Raw genomic sequence first — 18,970 nt, forward strand, 5'->3', positions numbered from 1 at the left:
TTCACACACCTCTATTTCCAATCTTCTCTATTTTCAGATTACTGAAGAGATATTGATATCCTGCCTGACGAAGATATTTTGAAGCGGATGGGTTTCCTGAGAATTCCTTCCCTCCAAGCCAAGCAAACGCAGATATTTCGGACTGTATTTGCTCCTCGATTTCAATCTTAGAATCAATAATTTCCCTAATCATATCCTTATCAGTTGAAAACTCAGTTAGTTCACTGTGTGTTTTAGTATGACTGGCAATGACATGACGTTTGCTTAGTTCACGTACTTCCTCCCAAGATAGAGCAAAACGTGAATCGTCATATTCATTTTCGCCAAGCAACAAAGTATGGGCTGCGGCATATTCCTTTTGCTGATTAGAAGGTACACTTAAAAACTCTGTTGCTAAAAAAAACCAACCCACAAAACCATACTTCTCTAAAATGGGATACATAATATCAAAGTTATTCCGATAGCCGTTATAAAAATTGATAATCAACCCAGGCTTCTTTTTGTTCCACCTTTTGGCCTCAAAAAATTCATCTAAATCCTCTTTAGAAACTGGCTCAAAATGTTCCCGGTAAAAAGCAAGCATTCTATCGTATTCTTCTATCCGGCAATTAGGAGTGTTATGGAAATTGATTGTTCGAATATAACTTCCATTAAGTAGAGATGGGTTTACCTTTGAAAGTGTCATATTTATCACCTTATTTTGGAGTTCCCGAATTGAACGAAAAATATTTTTCAGCAAGTAATTCAAACGCCTTGGCAACATCAAGCTCAGTCAACTCGTGACCTTCTGTCGTAAGGTGAGATATTAATTCATTTGCTGCCTTAGCTAAGAGGAAGTTAAACATAGGATCTCCTGATTGAATGGATAGAGTATCATCTTGACTATTAGTTAAATCATCAAGCATAAGGTAAACAGGAATACCTTCTTCACCATAGTTTCGATTACTACAAAAATCATATAGAGTTTTAAACTCTTCCTTTGTAAAAATTAGTTTTTCTAATTGTTCTAACAGAATATCTGATGTAACTTCAGTACCCATTTTAATTCACCCCATTTAATTGAAAATTTCATCACTACTTAGAACCTGTAAGTGAAATTCCTTCTATAAAGCTCTTTTGTGCAATTAAAAAAATGATGATCATTGGTAATACAGACATAACTGATGCGGTAACCAGTTGATCAAATCTTCCAAAATGTTCACTTAAGAATGAGTTCAGACCAATTGGCAGCGTCATGTACTTCTCTGAATTGACGGAAATTAGCGGCCATAAAAATGAATCCCAGCTTTCCATAAAAAGAAGGATACTTAACGTTGCAAGAGCCGGTCTTACCACTGGCAAGACGATGCTGAAAAAAATCCGAAAATGTGAACATCCATCCATTTTTGCAGCTTCGATTAGTTCATTCGGTACATCTAACATAAATTGCCTCATTAGAAAAATTCCAAATATGTTAAAAAAATACGGAACTGTTAATACTGCATATGAATCAATCCAACCAAGATCCATCATGATAGTAAACAAGGGAATCATAAGGACTTGATAGGGGATAATCATCGTCGCCAAAATCATTGAGATGACATATTTTCGTCCCCAAAAACGATATTTTGCAAGCACATATCCGACTAAGGAGCTGGTTAAGACACCCACAAATGTATTTAAAACTCCAATAAAAACACTATTTGAAAGGTAATGCCAAAATGGCATAACTTCCAATACTTCTTTATAATTGGCCAGTGAAAAGCTTTTCGGAAACCATGTTGGTGGAACTTGCAGTAATTCGCTCGCAGGCTTAAAAGAAGACAACATCATCCACCAGAATGGAAGCATCATAATCATTGCGCCTAACAACAACAGTGTAAATTGCAGGATTTTGAACCTTTTAAACCGAAATGTCCTTTGCACCATCTTGTCTCCTTTCTAATAAACTGTGATCAATGTATACCCTCATTTTTATCCGACCGAGTTAAAAACCATTGAATTAGTGTAATGAATAAAACGATCACAAACATGACAACAGCTATCGCTGATGCATAGCCAATTTCCGAATTGGTAATCCCTTGCCGGATAATATACAGAACCAGAACCATCGTACTATTTCCAGGGCCGCCATCGGTTATGACTTTAATAGGATCAAATATTTTGAATGCTCCAATCGTTGAAACAATCCCTACAAAGATTAAAATTGGTTTCATTAAAGGCAACGTAATGTATCGAAAAATATGGAATCTATTAGCCCCATCTACCGTAGCTGCCTCATAATACGTTTTAGGAATAGTCCTTAACGAAGCTAGTAAAATTACAGTGTAAAAGCCTACATCTTTCCAAATCTGAATGACACTTATAGATGGCAAGGATTGCTTAGGCGATGTGAGAAACCCTTGTGTAGGGAGGCCCAATAAATTTAATAAGTAGTTAAATAGTCCGTAACTTGGATTGTATAACCAAGACCATACAATACTTATAGCAACCATTGAAGTAACTACTGGCAAAAAGTAGAATAAGGTAAAAGTTTCTCTAATTTTCTTATTAAATGAATTAAGTAATAGCGCTGCTGTGAGAGATAGAGCAATAGTAGTTGGCACAATATACAGGACGGCGAAAATTGTATTTTTCAGGGCAATATGAAAGGAAGGATCACTGAGCAGTCTTTTATAATTTTCTAGTCCAATAAAACTCTCATCGTTGTAAGCTAAATTGGCATCTGTAAAACTATTTTTAAAAGTAAGAAAAATAGGATAGAACATGAATGTAAAAAACCAAACTGCGGTTGGAATTAACACGACCAAAATAAAAAATTTACTTTGAAACCTATCATGTTGAATAGTAGATTTTAACTTTGAAAAAGCTCCCACTTTATCTATCTTCCTCTGAAGCTCTGTTTTCCCAATTTGCTCCGATATTCTAGTATCATTCAATCATTGCTCCCTCCTTTTTAAATAATGAGAGGGAATAAAATTTCCCTCCCATTTAGTTAAGGTAATTTCCTGTTACTTCCTATTGTTCCTTTCAATCATTTGATTCGCTTGGTCTTCCATATTTTTCAAGCCTTTATCAATGGATACTTCTTTTTGTAAAATAGCAGCAAGATTTTGACGAACAATAGTCCAAATTAATTGGCTTGTATCTCCAGTATAAGCGCCGGCATCACGACCATCATTAGTAATCTTTGAAGAGATAGCAATCGCTTTTTCTACTGAACCCACTGCAGGATCATAATTTGTGTTTACAGCTGCATCTGTTCTGGAAGAAATAGAACCAACCTCTTTTGTCCAATAATCCTGATTATCCTTTTGAAGTAGGAATTTCACCAGTTTCCAAGATTCTTCAGGATGTTTTGATTTTGCACTTACCAGATATCCCCAACCGCCTTCTGTTACAAAATACGGCTTAGACCCATCAACAAATGGAGGTAAATTGAAATACTGGTATTTAAAATCTTTAACATCCGAACTGATACTTGCTGCATACCAAGGTGCTCCGATTGTCATCGCATTGGATTTTCCAACAAAACCATCAAATCGTTTACTAAACCCTTTATCATGAACTCTATGGTCACCTGATATCAAGCCTTGTATAAATTCAATTGCTTTTTTTGCCTCTGGAGATGTAAAGTTAACTTTTCCATTTTTCTCATCTCGATATTCTCCACCATACTGCCAAATTAATGATAAAAACATTGCCTCTTCCTGACCGCCAATTACACCTAAACCAGCTTGTTTCATAACACCGTTCTCAATCACTGTTAATTTTTCTGCAAAATCCCGAAGCTCTGCCCAAGATGCGGGTCCATTATTTTTTACCCAGGACTCAGGAATTGTTAATCCTGCTTTTTTAACTAAATCTTCATTGATCAATAATCCTGGAGACTCCATCGAAATTTCATTAGGAAGACCATAATATTTTCCTTTATAAGTTCGGTTCTTTAAACTATCAGGAGTAAAAGTCTTTTCAATTTCCGCTTTACTCATAACACTTTCTGGAACAGGAAGGACCTTCCCACCTTGAGCTAATTTAATAGAGCTTCCGAACATTTCTAGAACGTCAGGAGCGTTCCCAGTATTAAAAGCAGTACTTACTTTGGTTGCATACTCCGGAAAAGATTCTAATTTAACCTTAATGTTTGGGTTTTCTTTTTCAAACTTGTCTATTAACGTTTGTGCTGCTTTCTTATAAGTTGGATCTGATTGTGTCCAAAATTTAATATTTACCTGTTTTCCGCTACCATTTCCGGAACTAGCGGTATCTTTAGAACACCCAATTAAAATAGTAGAAATCAAAACTACAGTTATTACAGTTGAAAGAAACCATTTTACCTTTTTTCTCATAACCCTCACCCCAAATATATTAATTTATTGAAACGCTAGGATTTACTATATAAGGGACCTCTTCCCCTTTAAAAAAGGATACTAAGTTTTTTGCAGCACCTTCCGCACATGCAAAGATTTGCTGATCAGCCAAACCTCCTATATGTGGTGTAAGAACAACATTCTTTAGTGAAAAAAACTTACTTTCTGTTAAAGGTTCATCTTTAAATACATCAAGTGCAGCTCCAGCAATATTCCCTTTCAATAAAGCTTGATAAAGGGCATCTTCATCTATAATTTCCCCCCTCGAACTATTAATGATAAAACTAGAATCTTTCATTAAATTAAGCTCTCGTTCACCAATCATATGAAAAGTTTCATCACTTAAGGGGCAACAGATAACTACTATGTCAGAATGGAATAATAATTCTTCCTTAGAAACAAATGTTAAATGATATCTATCGACCAACTCATGTCTTTTCGTTCGTACATTTGCAAGAATATTCATGTCAAACCCAATGGCTCTTTTAGCTACTGCTTCGCCAATCGAACCCATTCCAATAATACCAATAGTCTTTCCTGATACAGCGGTACTTTTCTCTACACCACTTACCCATTTACCTGAGCGAATAGCTCGGTCCCCTTTAACAATTTGACGCATTACGGCTAGAATTTGACCCCAGATAAAATCTGCAACCGCATTAAAACTTAATCCAGGCATGTTAAAAACAGAAATCCCTTTGTCCGTGGCAGCGCTTACATTAACATGATTAAAACCAGTACAGTTCAAAGAAATTGCCTTTAAGTTATCAGCGTTTGCAAGAACCCGTGATGAAATAATGTGGTCTCCTCCGAAAATAGCTCCATCAAAACCTTGAATTGCTTTAGCTAAGTCCTCCTCCGTCCAATTTTTTCTTTCATTAGCTGGGATTGTCACTACCTCACAGTTTAATTCTTCTAATACTTTGTAGGCATCTTTTTCTGTCTCAAATGTGTTGGAAGCTATAAGTATTCGTTTTTTTTGCGGACTTTCCGTCATTCTTCCCACCCTTTAATAAGATTAAGTTTGTTTTCCTGTTTGGTGAACTAATTGAAATTTGTTGATTCTGAGGCGTAAACATTGCAAAGTTGGAGTTTGTTGAACAAGTTGAAGTGTAATTGTAATGGCTGAATCTAATTTAAAATGTAACATACACGGGTTGTTGGGTCAACCCGTTTTTTTAATTTTTTGAATATTATTCTTATAAAATATTTATCTTTATATTTTAGTTTACTTTGTGTTTTATTTAAGATTAAATATCTCTTTTACTTGTATGTAATTCCCAGCTAATCGTCCTACTGGCTGTAATTTAATTAGATTAAGTTTACCATTTTGATAGTATTCATTTTTAAGGTGGATATGAACAACCTTACCAATAACTAAATGGTATTTCCCTAAAGGGACAATTTTATCGAGCTTACATTCAAATTGAATAGGTGACTCTTTTACACCCGGCGGTTTTACTATAGTGCTATTCAACTGATTAACGCCAATTTCATTAAATTCATCAACATCAGGAAGGTAATCTTTTGAACTTTGTTCCATCTCTTGAATTAAATTGAATGGTACAAAATTAAAAACAAACTCATGTGTATCACGAATATTAGTTAAAGTGTCTTTGAATGTCCCTTCTCGTTCCCCTTCTCCAGGCCCGATCGAAAAACAGATCATTGGCGGTTCTGAAGAAACAACTGTAAAAAAGCTAAAAGGAGCCAAATTAAATCTACCTTCTTGACTCATTGTGGAAATCCAGGCAATCGGTCTTGGTGAAACAGCTCCACTAAGAATTTTATATAATTCACTTTCGGATAATGAAGAAGGATTTAGATGCATTTTTCATCCTCCATAAATTTCAAGTTCATTAACAGTTTATTAATGTCATAAAGCTGCTAAAACTAATCTACCATACAGGGGTTGATGGGTCAACGTAATATTCCGAATTTTACTAATATTAAGTATTTTCTTCACTTGAAATCCAATGTGCAAAATTTAGTCGCTCTTATCGACCATCTCCTCCATTTTTTGTGCTGGCCGAAAAAAGTAATGGGGAATCGTCAAAAGGTACAAGACTAAAAAGAGATTTGTTTCAAAGTTCTTTTAGCTCAAAAGTAAAATCCACCGGTATACTGTGGTTTAAATGTTTCGGTCATTCTCTCTTGTTCCCGTGATAGATGATGGTAATGACATCCCCTTTTTTTAGGGTGCCTAGAGTGGTCCGGATCCTGCGTACCTTGCAGCAGTCCATGGCAAGGTACTCATAATACTAATCCCCGTCTTCTTCAATCGAATCGCTACCGTGACTGTTAGTAAAGACCGGGAGGTCTCTTCCCTTGAATTTGGCATCCGCGACTCCGTAATAGGATAGCTCGTATTCCATCCGCCGAGCGTCCGGCGCGTATGGTGCATAGAATAATTATACCAATGGAGTAATCTTTTGTAATTTGGGGGAATTTGACCTTTTTCACACCACTTTTGCCACCGAGGTATATTCATCCCCTCACTTACAAAAATGTCAACCGTGATTTACAATTTAGTAAGAAATATTTTACAAGTGGTGATTTTCAATGAACGAGTTTGGTGAATATTTAAAAGCCTTAAGAGGTAATAAATCAATAAGAGAAGCAGCAGAGGGAATTGGAGTAAGCCATACTTATCTGACTACATTATAAGAAGGATTTGACCCTCGTACTAAAAAAACAAGAAAGCCAACACCAGACGTAATTAATAAGATTGCTTCTTATTACAACATTCGAAACAAACGGTGATTTAGCCATTAAAGCTGGCTATGATCCCTTTGAATATGTCCATATATCTTCAGAATTTTATAAGAATCTGGAAGTTCAACATTTATTAAAAAACAAAGAAGCAGTCTACTACAATGGTAAATTGCAAACAGGCGAACAAAAAAAGCGAGCTGCCGATATTTTGGATGCGCTTTTTTAAGAATAAAATAAGGCAGCCACAAAAGGTGACTGCCCAAACCCAATTTACGCTTTATACTAAATTATTGATAGGTGAAAATTTCTTATGTTGTCCTTGGACATCCATATTGCTCACCTGAATATTTCGAGTGTTTTGTAGTATCACTAAATTTTTATAAATGGGCACCAAACTCGGCACCGAATTTTTTCTAAGATGGATACCATGATGTATAAATTTAAATCATGGAAGATGGGATCATTTTGACATCCCTAGAACAAATTAAATATGATTATCAAGGACTAGGCTGAAAGAATAAAATATTTTTTGTTTCTTTAAACATTAGTAACTGTTGCACCCAATACTAAAATGTTTTTTCCAATTCGATAACAATCACAAATCGATGGGATAGACACCATATATATTATCTTCTAAATGCAATAGTGGAGATTCTGCAACACCTCAGTAGTTTTGAATTACAATCATCGCTGGAAGAAGTACATGTAACCATCCATAAACTAGGAAAAAAATATAAAGTTAAAACAATAACGATAACTTAAAAAGAAAAAGGATTTCTTAATTAGGAGCTCATTCTATATTGCGAGCACATTTTTAACTAAATGGACGTTAGGTGAACAAGACTGTTTTTATGTCAAGAAAACATATGAACTATCGCAGGTTTAGAAGCCGCAAGGGCAGAGTGGTAATATTCAATCGATTCGAAGATTTAATTATTCCGCCTCATAATCGTCTATAATTGGCCTCCTTAAATCGATTTGATATCTCAAAAGCTTAACACTTTAGTCTAGTTTACTGAAGTTAACATTTACAATTAAGTCCTGTAAACTCCTATTGTTTTCTTTACAGAAATTATATAAGCTTTCCAAAATTTCATTCCGGTCGGAATCAAAATATTGAAGAATAAGGACTTCATCATATTCCAAAGTGAATGTGTCAACTAATTCTGCATAACAAAGGATATCAATTTCCTTCCTCAATTCCTCAGGAGACAAACTTAACTGTCCCTGTAATAGGGATAAAATAACCTGTATTCCTGAACCATACGACTTCACTTTATACGTTTTCATTGCATAATATATAAATCTACGAGTGTTTTCTGGTATTTGGTTAAATATAGGCAAATTTCTGCAAATCTTTTATAAATTCTTTATATTGACTTGGTTCAACATCAAAATATTTAACAAATGACTTTGCCGTAAATCCCATAATCTTTGTAGGTTCAAAATTATAAAAAGGCTTTTTGATATGTTCAACATACTTATTAATATTTTCATCAATATAATCATGTATTTTTGTCAGCTCATCACAATCTTTGTCGTTAATGGTTAAAAGTAAATCGTAAATATCCTTAATGATGATTTGAAATTGATATTTACCATTTTTTACATTTGGTTGGTATTGAAGGTTCATGACCGATATGACCGCCAATGACACGTATAATTTTTGTCGCAAAAAGCTGACTAAAGAGAGAGTGAGCGTCTATAGGAGGGGTATTTTCTTGTGAGTTTACAGGCGGTATGGTCGGTATTACTATACAAAGTCAGGATTATATTCCATTGCGTAAATAATGCGTAAGTCGAACTCTTCTGCTTAATGCTCGTCAATGATTGGCTTCCTTCCCGCTTAGTATCACGCCAAAAATCCTTCTGAGTCTTCGCTAATTCTGGCAATTGAAATGCTGCCTGCCATTTAACCATACCGCGATCACGTATCGCCATATAATCGCCCCCTTTCTTAATATTATATAAGAACCTATGTTCTGTATGTATACATAAAGGTATATAAGGAACAATATTAGGAATCCTCCATATGAAACCATCCCTTTAATTCAAGGGTGGTTTTTTTATATAAGCTCCATGTTTGTCCATGTCTTTATAAGACAACCCTCATAATATATTAATATCCCTTGATTAAAGTAAGCATTTACAAGAGCGTCTTTTGGCGCTTTTTCTTTTTTCGTACAAAAAAAGCCACCCGTTAAGGTGACATTATAGTTTATCGCTTTATCTTGCGCGGTTTATTCAGCTTCCAGGAAAATTGTCGCTGCAATATGACGGAATAAATGCGGATGTAAATTCTTGTTATCCCTGCCTACACAGCGTAGCCATTTAATCTTTTCGGAAATGCTCGCAGTTGACGAAATGACTGTCCTTTATTATGTACATTTTGTTTAATTAATCACTTTTTATCGGTAGATTCCATTCGGATGAAAGTAATGCATCCAATTTTTCACTTTCTTAAAGTGCTTATCATCCATAACAAATGATTTTACCTCAGTTCCAAAAAGATGCTAATGATAAGCTTTAAATTGTTCACATCCTCTTAAAAGCTCAATTGCGGCTTCTTGCCCCATTCTTGATGTGGTTCCAGCCACAATAAAAGGAATATCCTCTTCATAATGAAGTAATACCTTGCCCCCAAAATAAATGTTGTCCAGTTCAGGTAATTCCTCTTTCATCGCCACTTCCATAATAACAAGTCGACTCATTTCCTTCACCTCCTTCTTTTAATAATTATGAAGTTTTTTTTATCATTCGAATGGAAAAATTATGAATTTGATTTGAATTTTATCGACTGCAACTATTAGCCTCCTGACATTAGGAGATGATTCCAATAACCTCCTAATTTCTGTAATCCATTTCCATAGTATAATTGTATAGAGGTGAAAAATATGTTTATAAGCCCAATGCTCCTCCATAAATCCGAACAGCCTTTTAACAATGATGATTATGTTTCAGAACCGAAAATGGATGGGTTCCGACTCATCTATTCCCATATAGAAGATAAAAAGCTTTATACACGCCATAAAACCGATGTTACCAATCGTTTTCCTGAACTATTGAATTTAGACATTCCAAAGGGAACCGTTTTGGACGGGGAAGTGATCGTAACAGATATTTCAGGTAAACCTGATTTCGAGGCAGTCATGAGTAGGTTTTCGGTGTTCAATTCGGAAAAGGTGAAACTGTTGGCAAAACTGGAACCAGTGTCTTTCGTGGCATTCGACGTACTGTATTATAAGGGTGAGAAGGTAACTCAACTGCCATTATATAAGAGAAAAGAAATCCTAGATGCGATAATACCAGTTAATACCCCCCTTTTAACCAAAGTAATGAGTATAGATGGGAACGGTATTACCCTCTTTAACCTAATCAAAGAACAAAACCTTGAGGGAATTGTACTTAAGAAAAAGGACAGCCCTTATGAATTGGGAAGCGGTCATACTCCTGGCTCAAGGTCATTAATTACCAATATCTAAATGTAATAGTGATGGGATATCTTAAAGATGAATTTGGTTGGCTATTATCCTCCGAGGAGGGTCGGTATGCGGGGATTAAAAATGAAAACCCTTGAGGCGGAATAGCTGAATTCATTGTTGGAAACTGCAAAAGAAAAATCATTCGTGTATTATCCGATCATCAAAACGTCTATTCACACTGGAATGCGAAAAAGTGAATTAATCGGATTGAAATGGGATTACGTGGATTTTATTTAGAGCCAATAAATTTTATATTTGCGAAACCATTACGGAGGCGAATGGAAAGTATTTTTTCAATGCACTCCCCAAAGGAAAAGAACCAAGAGGAGTAAAATTAACAGCTAAATTAGTAAAGTTATTACAATCTCTTAAAGCCGAACATGACCATCGAAGAAAAATTCTTGGTGAAACGTACAATCCGCATAATCTTGTCTTTTGCAATTCAAAAGGAAATATAATGGCTCCTTCTGAAATTACGAGGGCTCTAAAGAGAGCATTAAAAGCTGCTGGACTCCCAGATATCCGGTTCCATGATCTGAGACATTCTCATGCGACCATTTTGCTTAAAGAGAATGTAAATGCAAAAATAGTCAGTGCTCGATTAGGTCACTCAAGAATCAATGTTACATTGGATACCTATTCACATGTAACAAATTCGATTGAAGAACTAGCTGTTAACACCTTGGATGAAATTCTTCAGTAACTTCAATGGTACAAAAATCACAAACGGCACTTTTGGGCACTTAACATAAAAAAAGACCGAGTGCCCTCAGGTCTATGTAAGAAAGGAATTCGCTGGAACCCTTGATATGACTGGATTGGCGGGACTGCGTGGGAATCGAACCCACCAGACCTGGCACGCAGGTCTCAAGCAGTTTTGAAGACTGTGGAGGGCACCAGCACCCCAATCAGCCCCATTCCATAATCTATTATTCGTAATCATAATACCTTGGTATATTGTATTTTACAATAGGATTGCCTTATTTGTCACTTTTTCGACAACTATCTACTCCTACACCAATTGCCAACCAATTTACATAGCACAAACTTAAAAGGAGTTAACTTGTCATTATTGTCAAAAACATACTATAATAAGTTGAAAAATAGTTTTTTGTAGGTGAATAAGATGCTTCATGGTTGGTTTTTATGGTTTATCCTTTTCTGGGTCGTTTTCCTGGTTGGTTCATTTGCCATCGGGGGATATTTTATGTTTCGAAAGTTTTTGAAGAAGATGCCGAAGGAAGATGGCAAATCCGTAATGGATTGGGAAGAACATTATGTAAATGAAACACGTCATTTGTGGAGCGGCGATGAGAAATCCCTTCTAGAAGATTTAGTTAGTCCAGTGCCCGAGCTTTTCCGTGATGTGGCGAGGCATAAAATTGCCGGTAAAATTGGCGAACTGGCTTTAAAAGAAAATGCTGCTAAAATTACCGAAGAACTGGTCATCAGAGGCTATATACTTGCAACACCCAAACGAGATCATAAATTTTTGCGTAAAAAACTGTTTGAAAATAGAATCGATGTTGCTCCATATGACCACTTATTTTAATCCGTTCCATTCTAGGAACGGTTTTTCTTTTGACCACAAAAAATTGCCCTGACAGCATAGCTGCCAGGACACAATTCATGTGTATTTCATCGAATTCCAACCATATCTAGACTAATATGGAGATAATACCTTGAACCTTCATAGCTCAACCAGCTGGATACCAATCCATCATTATTGCCTAGATAATATCGATTTCCTGAAAATGTTACCCACCCGTTCCTTAGTGGTTCGGGATTTTCATAGAATTTTAACTGGCTCATGACAGGTGTTGCTGCCGTGTTCATCACACCATTGGTATCTTGATAATACCATTTGCCCTTAAAATTAAACCAGCCTGTATCCATTTCTCCTCTCTGATTGAGATAATACCACTTGCCTTCGACTTCCACCCAGCCCGTTTTCAAGATTCCGTCCTGGTCAAAATAATAGCTTTTTTCTCCTGATGACAGCCAGCCGGTTTTCATCTCTCCAGTTTTCGGATCAAGATAATACCACTTGCCATTTTCCTCAAACCAACCTGTTTTCATCACCCCTGTTAGATCAAAGTAATACCTTTTGCCGCTTTCTTCTACCCAGCCTGTTTGCCTAACCCCTTTTCCATCCAGATAATAAGTCTTTCCGCCAAGAGACATCCAACCTGTCTTCATGACTCCCTTATTATCAAAATAATACGATTTACCGTTAACGGACTGCCAGCCGGTTTTTGCCGTCCCATTAGTATAGTAATAGGTTTTACCGTTCGTCACTACCCAGCCATTAATCGGTGCAGGATTCTCATTTTCTATTCCACCACTTGCAGGAACGCTCACACCATACCCATTTGCTTGAGCAATCGTGTCGAAGCTGCTGTTCGAATAGGTGATGACCACAGTTGTAAACATTTTGACCTGGTCAAACAGCCAGCGCACTTCCTCATTATGCATTCGGACACAGCCGTGACTGACATATTTACCAATTGAATTTTCATTATTATTGCCATGTATCCCATAGGTGGTGCCGTATGTACCTCTCGCTTCCAGTCCCATCCAGCGGTCTCCTAAAGGATTCCTAGGGTCTCCACCCGCTATATGGCCCGTATAATAGGGCCGATTTTTGATCTTGTTGACAATCCTAAATTTCCCTTCTGGCGTCAAACTTCTTGTTTTTCCCGTTGCCACTTTAAAGCTTCTAACCAAATGACCGCCATCATAAAAGGCAAGCGTATTCGTCCTTTTGTTAATGATAATAAACTGGGAATTGCCTGCCGCTTCTATTTGAGTTGCGGGTAACAAAAGACCTAGGAACAGAACAAAAATAACCGATACTTTTCTCATTGGTATCTCCCCAATCACGTAGTCATCCATAAAACACATGAGATATCGGAGGATTCTGTTAAACCAACACGAGACAATAGCAAAAGTAGTATGCAAAAAAAATAAGCTTAATAATTTTTATTAAGCGATTTCACTTTATATTCATTAGCAGAGCATTAAAAAAACACTGACTCGGGAAGAGACAGTGTTTATCCATGTAATTGCTTATAGAGTTTTTTATAATCCCGGTACATAGCCACACGCCATGGCACAATCATGCTGAATGCAAGCAGGAAGAACATGCCGCTAAGCTGGCCAATATCAATTGTACTGCTTAAAATCGTTTTTAAAACAACGCGGAGTACTAATAATCCGACTAAAATAAATATAAACGCCTTTGATCGCTTTAAATAAATATCATTGTCACGAATTTCAAATTGTGAGGTTTTAATCAACAATATCGAAAAAAGCATTCCGACAATGACCGCTTCTAATATTTCCATCGGTGTTAACCGAAATTGTGGGGCCAGATACATTAGGGCACCGCTGGACATGAAAAAAGGCGGCAGGATAATCTTCTTAAGATTTGTGGGTTTGTTTGCTGCCTTCATTCGTATGAATAAGACAAAAAAGCCCATAAAAACTGCTCCGATTGAAGAAACAACAACGTAGTTCATAGGATTCTCTTCCTTATCTAAGAATTTACTTACATATTATACATCAGAATATAAAAATTGAACAAAATTTTTATATGAAATTAGAATCCAGTAAAGCCCCCAAACAAACGGGAAAACAAAATAATGATTTTGGTCATCCAATCAAAGAAAAGTACAATCCCCATGACAATCATGATATAGCCGCCAATCTTCATAATCCTGCCGCTGTTCTTTTTAATCCATTTCATCCGTCCTACAAAGAAGGATAAAATAAAAAATGGGATTGCAAATCCTAAGGAATAAGCAAACATGTATAACACACCTGATTCAGGATTTGATCCAGCAAGTAGAATAACAGATGATAGAATCGGTCCTGTACATGGGGTCCAGCCAGCTGCAAAAGCCATACCGATTAAAATGGATCCTAAAAAGCCCGACGGACGATTCTTAAACTCGAAGCGGCGATCCTTCATCATAAACTCAGGTTTGAATACACCCACGATAATTAATCCGAAGAAAACAATAAAAATTCCGCCCAATTGACGTATGAGGTCTTTGTAATTTGAGAAAAAGCTCCCAAGAAAAGATGTCCCAAAGCCGATGGCAATAAAAATAATCGAAAATCCTAATAGGAAAAACAAGGTGTGAAGCAAACTTCGCTTTTGCAGTAAAGCATTTTCACTTTGTAATTCCCCTACCGACATTCCAGTGATGTACGATAAAAAGGCGGGATAAAGCGGCAGACAGCATGGTGAAATAAAACTCAAAAATCCCGCACCTAAAGCTAAAAATATATTTACATCTGACATATTAACACTCCCACTATAGTCGATACCCTTTCATTCTAACAAAACTTTAACCTAAAAGATAATGATTATCATGAATATTTTGTGACTCTGACTACTTTCTGTCCCTTCAACATACTCTCTATTTTCAAAATTTATGTCCGTCGAGATTGGATAATTTCTTACAATTTCCTTTGAAATTATTTACATCATAGGTTATACTAGTAAAACAATGCCTTTTGGTAGTTTAGTATTATTTTTCTACCAAAAAAATTGGAGATTATCCGGAAAGGAACTCGCCCGTGATCAAACAAGATTTAGTAGTCCTTATTGAAAAAAAGCGAGCTGAATTAATTCAAGTCGCGATCACTAACGGCTTGACCTCCTCCGTTGCCATTCGCTACAGCCAGGAGCTAGACAATCTATTAAATGAATATAATCGAATGTATATAAAGAAAGTATCACACTCTACTTATTAAATCATGCAAAAAGCCTGGCAGCACGCCAGGCTTTTTTTCTATAAATTCATGACATCCTCATATCTTTCGACTGCTCCATTTTGCAGAAGGAACATTTTGTGATACAACCCGCCAAGAGCCAGCAGCTCTTGATGCGTGCCCCGCTCTACGATTTCTCCCTGATGCAGCACAAGAATGAGATCCGCATCCTGGATAGTTGATAAACGGTGGGCAATCGCAATGGTCGTTCTGCCCTTTCGCATTTTGGACAGCGCTGTTTGAATCGCTTCTTCGGTTTCTGTATCAATATTGGCCGTTGCTTCATCCAAAACTAGTATTTTCGGATTCGCGGCAATTGTCCTCGCAAAGGCGATGAGCTGTCGTTGACCGCTTGAGAAGGTTGCGCCCCTCTCTACTACCTTATGGTTAAATCCGTCATCTAGTTTTTCAATGAAGGTATGGGCCTGGACAAACTTTGCCGCCTCCATTACCTGCTCATCAGTCATGTCTTGATTATGAAGGCGGATATTATCCTTGACTGTTCCATAAAACAAAAACGGATCCTGGAGGACAAGCCCCATTTTTTCACGCAGTTCCGGTTTTGTATATTGGCGAATCGATTCCCCATCAATCAAAATCTCACCCTGTTCATATTCATAGAAGCGCATCATTAAATTAATAATCGAACTTTTTCCACTTCCGGTATGACCAACGAGGGCGACTGTTTCGCCCGGATTGGCAGTAAAGGAAATCTTTTTTAACACATTCCGCTTACCGTCATAGGAAAAACTCAAGTCTTTAAATTCTATTTTTCCCTTTTCGATTGTCATTTCTTTTTCTTCGTTCTGAGCCGGTGCCAGCTCCTGTTCATCTAGTAATTTAAAGACTCGAGAACCAGCCACTATGGCTTGCTGGTATAAAGAGAGTCTCATCATCATTTGATTAACAGGCTCAAAAAAACGGTCCAAATAATTGATAAAGGCATAGATGACACCAATTTCAATGCTGTGTTGGAAGGAAGTAATGCCGAAGTAGCCCAGTACAATGATAAGGGCAAACGTATAAATCAGGTCAATGGCCGGCCTTAACAGCAAACCGTCAATTTTTATATTTTTCATTCCTGCACTGTAGTGCTGATTGTTAATCTCACCGAACTCATAGCGCAGACGTTTTTCCTGGCGAAACACTTGAATAATCGACATTCCCTGAAGTGACTCTGCCAGCTTCGCGTTTAATTGGCTCAGTCTCTCCCGCATGGCAAGGTAATAGCGTGAACTTAATTTTCGGTACAAGGCCATGACGTAGATAAGGATGGGAATGATGATGACGCAAAACAAGGCTAGCTTTACATTCAAAATGAACATCGCAATGAATATACCTGACAGCAGGAATCCGCTTTGAATAAACGTGGATAGGACCGTTACAAACATCTCTTTAATGGCTTCCGTATCATTCGTTACCCGTGACACAATGCTTCCGGCCGGCGTCTTATCGAAATACTTTAAACCAAGTGCCTGCACCTTGGAAAAAACATCAATTCGCAGCTGCTGAATGATATAAAGGGCGATCTCCTGAAACTTCACTAATTGAAAAAAGAACAGGATTGCTTTTACTATCTGGATTCCCATGTAGATGGACCCCAGAATGAGTAAAGGCCGAAACGCAAGCTTCCCTGGCGTCAAATAATCATCGATAAAAATTTTAACCAGGATTGGGAGAACGATATCTCCTATCGTTGTTAACAGTAGTAAGATAAAGGCAATCCCGATGATTTTTTTATGCGGCTTTGTATAGGAAAGAAGGCGGTATAAGACTTTTCGTTGCTCCCGTTCGGAAAGCTGTACTTTCTCTTCCATATTAATGCCCCCCATGCTCAACCAACTCTTCAAGCTGCTGGTGTAAATACATTTCTTTGTACCATCCGTCTAATTCCATGAGTTCTTCATGGGTACCTTGCTCGATAATTCGGCCATCCTCAAGAACTAGAATCAGATTGGCGTGTTGGATGGCACTCAAGCGGTGTGAAGTAATGATCGTGGTTTTTCCTTCTCGGTTTTGCTTTAATGACGAAAGGATCGCTTCCTCTGTTTTGGCATCTACCGCTGATAAAGAATCATCAAGAACCAATACTTCCGGATTCATTAAGAGTGCTCTGGCAATGGAAATACGTTGCTTTTGCCCGCCGGATAACGAAACTCCCCGTTCTCCGACGATCGTTTGATAACCATCTGTAAATTGAAGGATATCTTCATGGATATTAGCTAAGGCTGCGGCCTTTTCAATTTCCTCTTTTTCTGCTGAAGGATTGGTAAAGGCAATATTTTCTGCCACAGTCGCTGAAAATAAGAAATGATCCTGTGGAACATAACCGATTGCTTCGCGCAATTTTGCTAGTTTATAGTCTTGCAGTGTTTTTTCCCCAAAAAGGATTTCCCCATGATACCCTTCAAACTCGCGAATAAGCAGTTTTAACAAAGTTGTTTTTCCTGCACCCGTTTTTCCTACAATCCCCAGGGTTTCACCTTTATTTAAAGAAAAAGTGATATCTTTTAGGATGGGGCGTGATTCACCAGGATAAGTAAATTCTGCAAGTCTGTATTGAATATCACCGCACGGAATCATGTCCACAGCATCCTCTTTATCGGTGATTTCTACTTTTTCTCGAAGAAGTGCCGCCACCCTGTCATAGGAAGCACGGCCGCGTTCCACGATGTTAAATAACCAGCCGAACGCTAGCATCGGCCAGATTAATAGGCCTAAATAGGTCGTAAATGAAATTAATTCCCCAATCGTTAACTCGTTATTGAGAACATATTTTGCGCCAAACACAATGGATAGGAAGAAGGAAATACCGACAATAATCGAAATGGTAGGGTCATAGAGGGAATCTATTTTTGCCACTACAATGTTTTTTTGTACAACGTCTTCCGATTGTTTGCGGAAATCGTCTATATCTTCTTGTTCCTGACCAAATGTTTTGATGACTTTGATTCCTGTTATACTTTCCTGTGTTTTATCGTTTAGTGATGAGAAGGCTTCCTGAGCCTTATGAAAGCTTTTATGTAACATGGTCCCGAACCAATTGGTTAAGATCGCCATAATCGGCATGGGAATCAAGCAAATCAGCGTTAATTTCCAGCTGATCGTAAATGCCATGGCGATGATGACAAATCCACCGGTTGAAAGCGAGTCAACCAGCGTTAAAACGCCGGCACCGGCTGTTTGTTGAATCGCTTGGAGGTCATTTGTTGCATGAGCCATTAAATCACCAATTCGGCTTTTTTGATAAAAGGCTGGCGACATTTTCGTAAAATGCTGAAACAAACGATCCCTTAGTATCTTGCTTAGTTTGACGGACGAACCAAAAATCATAATTCTCCAAAAATATCGTAGAACATACATCGATAGACCTGTGCCTACCAGGACCAACATCCATTGAAGCAGGATCCCCTTTGTCATTGTTCCATCGTGAATATGGTCTGCAATAATACCGATTACTTTCGGCGGGACCAAGGTTAAAAGCGCTACCAACATTAAAAGAAAAATCCCGAATATGTATGCCTTTTTCTCCTGCTTAAAAAACCAGCCTAATTCTAAAAATACCTTCATTCAAACGCCCCCAAAGGATGTTGTTAAAAATGACCATCCGACATGCTGAAGTTTTATTTTATCAAATATTTG

The 18,970-nt window shown here is 37.3% G+C and carries 22 protein-coding genes and 1 tRNA gene; 6 read left to right on the forward strand and 17 right to left on the reverse strand.

Features of this window, described 5'->3' with window-relative positions; translation table 11 throughout:
* Window position 1: 1 nt before the first annotated feature.
* The 8 genes from LC455_RS03620 to LC455_RS03655 all read right to left on the reverse strand — a co-directional run bounded on the left by LC455_RS03620 (window position 2) and on the right by LC455_RS03655 (window position 6,840).
* A complete protein-coding gene (locus tag LC455_RS03620; RefSeq protein WP_223588249.1) occupies window positions 2-685 on the reverse strand; it encodes a polysaccharide deacetylase family protein in 684 nt (227 codons plus the stop codon).
* Between the two features lie 10 nt (window positions 686-695).
* On the reverse strand, window positions 696-1,040 hold the full coding sequence (locus LC455_RS03625; RefSeq protein ID WP_223588251.1) for a hypothetical protein: 345 nt from the start codon (window positions 1,038-1,040) through the stop codon (window positions 696-698).
* A gap of 34 nt (window positions 1,041-1,074) precedes the next feature.
* The gene (locus tag LC455_RS03630) at window positions 1,075-1,908 is read right to left on the reverse strand and encodes a carbohydrate ABC transporter permease (protein WP_223588253.1); all 834 of its coding nucleotides are present in this window, start codon (window positions 1,906-1,908) and stop codon (window positions 1,075-1,077) included.
* A 26-nt stretch (window positions 1,909-1,934) separates the two neighbouring features.
* Window positions 1,935-2,918 (reverse strand): carbohydrate ABC transporter permease, encoded by a 984-nt coding sequence (locus LC455_RS03635; RefSeq protein ID WP_223588255.1) that lies wholly within the window; start codon window positions 2,916-2,918, stop codon window positions 1,935-1,937.
* Between the two features lie 72 nt (window positions 2,919-2,990).
* On the reverse strand, window positions 2,991-4,328 hold the full coding sequence (locus LC455_RS03640) for an ABC transporter substrate-binding protein (protein WP_223588257.1): 1,338 nt from the start codon (window positions 4,326-4,328) through the stop codon (window positions 2,991-2,993).
* Between the two features lie 19 nt (window positions 4,329-4,347).
* Entirely contained in the window at window positions 4,348-5,346 is a 999-nt protein-coding gene (locus LC455_RS03645) for a 2-hydroxyacid dehydrogenase (RefSeq protein ID WP_223588258.1), read from the reverse strand.
* Between the two features lie 243 nt (window positions 5,347-5,589).
* Window positions 5,590-6,180 carry a flavin reductase family protein gene (locus LC455_RS03650; protein ID WP_223588260.1) on the reverse strand — a complete coding sequence of 197 codons (591 nt, stop codon included), beginning with the start codon at window positions 6,178-6,180 and terminating at the stop codon, window positions 5,590-5,592.
* Window positions 6,181-6,552: 372 nt separating this feature from the next.
* Window positions 6,553-6,840 carry a hypothetical protein gene (locus LC455_RS03655; RefSeq protein ID WP_223588262.1) on the reverse strand — a complete coding sequence of 96 codons (288 nt, stop codon included), beginning with the start codon at window positions 6,838-6,840 and terminating at the stop codon, window positions 6,553-6,555.
* Window positions 6,841-6,911: 71 nt separating this feature from the next.
* Here LC455_RS03655 and LC455_RS03660 point away from each other — a divergent pair, with 71 nt between their 5' ends.
* Window positions 6,912-7,016 carry a helix-turn-helix domain-containing protein gene (locus LC455_RS03660; RefSeq protein ID WP_223588264.1) on the forward strand — a complete coding sequence of 35 codons (105 nt, stop codon included), beginning with the start codon at window positions 6,912-6,914 and terminating at the stop codon, window positions 7,014-7,016.
* A gap of 61 nt (window positions 7,017-7,077) precedes the next feature.
* Entirely contained in the window at window positions 7,078-7,290 is a 213-nt protein-coding gene (locus tag LC455_RS03665) for a hypothetical protein (protein WP_223588265.1), read from the forward strand.
* A gap of 1,104 nt (window positions 7,291-8,394) precedes the next feature.
* Here the strand turns inward: LC455_RS03665 and LC455_RS03670 are convergent.
* The 3 genes from LC455_RS03670 to LC455_RS03680 form a co-directional block, all read right to left on the reverse strand.
* Window positions 8,395-8,697, reverse strand: a complete 303-nt coding sequence (locus LC455_RS03670; RefSeq protein ID WP_223588267.1) for a hypothetical protein — start codon at window positions 8,695-8,697, stop codon at window positions 8,395-8,397.
* Window positions 8,698-8,747: 50 nt separating this feature from the next.
* Complete coding sequence (locus tag LC455_RS03675; protein ID WP_223588269.1) at window positions 8,748-9,005, reverse strand: hypothetical protein; 258 nt, start codon at window positions 9,003-9,005, stop codon at window positions 8,748-8,750.
* 572 nt (window positions 9,006-9,577) lie between these two features.
* Window positions 9,578-9,775 carry a hypothetical protein gene (locus tag LC455_RS03680; protein ID WP_223588271.1) on the reverse strand — a complete coding sequence of 66 codons (198 nt, stop codon included), beginning with the start codon at window positions 9,773-9,775 and terminating at the stop codon, window positions 9,578-9,580.
* 183 nt (window positions 9,776-9,958) lie between these two features.
* On the opposite strand from LC455_RS03680, the gene LC455_RS03685 reads away from it, so the two are divergent.
* Together LC455_RS03685 and LC455_RS03690 are read left to right on the forward strand one after the other, a co-directional pair.
* On the forward strand, window positions 9,959-10,546 hold the full coding sequence (locus tag LC455_RS03685) for an ATP-dependent DNA ligase (protein ID WP_223588273.1): 588 nt from the start codon (window positions 9,959-9,961) through the stop codon (window positions 10,544-10,546).
* A gap of 265 nt (window positions 10,547-10,811) precedes the next feature.
* Window positions 10,812-11,249, forward strand: a complete 438-nt coding sequence (locus LC455_RS03690) for a tyrosine-type recombinase/integrase (protein WP_223588705.1) — start codon at window positions 10,812-10,814, stop codon at window positions 11,247-11,249.
* A gap of 116 nt (window positions 11,250-11,365) precedes the next feature.
* On the opposite strand, the gene LC455_RS03695 is transcribed toward LC455_RS03690, so the two are convergent.
* Window positions 11,366-11,462: transfer RNA gene (locus tag LC455_RS03695), tRNA-Sec, on the reverse strand.
* Between the two features lie 210 nt (window positions 11,463-11,672).
* Between LC455_RS03695 and LC455_RS03700 the strand changes: the two genes are divergently transcribed.
* Window positions 11,673-12,098, forward strand: a complete 426-nt coding sequence (locus LC455_RS03700; RefSeq protein WP_223588275.1) for a DUF2621 domain-containing protein — start codon at window positions 11,673-11,675, stop codon at window positions 12,096-12,098.
* An 86-nt stretch (window positions 12,099-12,184) separates the two neighbouring features.
* On the opposite strand, the gene LC455_RS03705 is transcribed toward LC455_RS03700, so the two are convergent.
* The 3 genes from LC455_RS03705 to LC455_RS03715 all read right to left on the reverse strand — a co-directional run bounded on the left by LC455_RS03705 (window position 12,185) and on the right by LC455_RS03715 (window position 14,855).
* Window positions 12,185-13,411, reverse strand: a complete 1,227-nt coding sequence (locus LC455_RS03705) for a L,D-transpeptidase family protein (RefSeq protein WP_223588277.1) — start codon at window positions 13,409-13,411, stop codon at window positions 12,185-12,187.
* A gap of 188 nt (window positions 13,412-13,599) precedes the next feature.
* The gene (locus tag LC455_RS03710; protein ID WP_223588278.1) at window positions 13,600-14,067 is read right to left on the reverse strand and encodes a CcdC family protein; all 468 of its coding nucleotides are present in this window, start codon (window positions 14,065-14,067) and stop codon (window positions 13,600-13,602) included.
* Window positions 14,068-14,147: 80 nt separating this feature from the next.
* The gene (locus LC455_RS03715) at window positions 14,148-14,855 is read right to left on the reverse strand and encodes a cytochrome c biogenesis CcdA family protein (protein WP_223588280.1); all 708 of its coding nucleotides are present in this window, start codon (window positions 14,853-14,855) and stop codon (window positions 14,148-14,150) included.
* Window positions 14,856-15,133: 278 nt separating this feature from the next.
* Between LC455_RS03715 and LC455_RS03720 the strand changes: the two genes are divergently transcribed.
* Window positions 15,134-15,310, forward strand: a complete 177-nt coding sequence (locus tag LC455_RS03720; protein ID WP_223588282.1) for a Spo0E family sporulation regulatory protein-aspartic acid phosphatase — start codon at window positions 15,134-15,136, stop codon at window positions 15,308-15,310.
* A 38-nt stretch (window positions 15,311-15,348) separates the two neighbouring features.
* Here the strand turns inward: LC455_RS03720 and LC455_RS03725 are convergent, their stop codons facing one another.
* Both LC455_RS03725 and LC455_RS03730 read right to left on the reverse strand, forming a co-directional pair.
* Entirely contained in the window at window positions 15,349-17,145 is a 1,797-nt protein-coding gene (locus LC455_RS03725; RefSeq protein ID WP_223588284.1) for an ABC transporter ATP-binding protein, read from the reverse strand.
* A 1-nt stretch (window position 17,146) separates the two neighbouring features.
* The gene (locus tag LC455_RS03730) at window positions 17,147-18,898 is read right to left on the reverse strand and encodes an ABC transporter transmembrane domain-containing protein (protein WP_223588286.1); all 1,752 of its coding nucleotides are present in this window, start codon (window positions 18,896-18,898) and stop codon (window positions 17,147-17,149) included.
* Between the last annotated feature and the right edge of the window lie 72 nt (window positions 18,899-18,970).

It is taken from the genome of Neobacillus bataviensis (assembly GCF_019969725.1).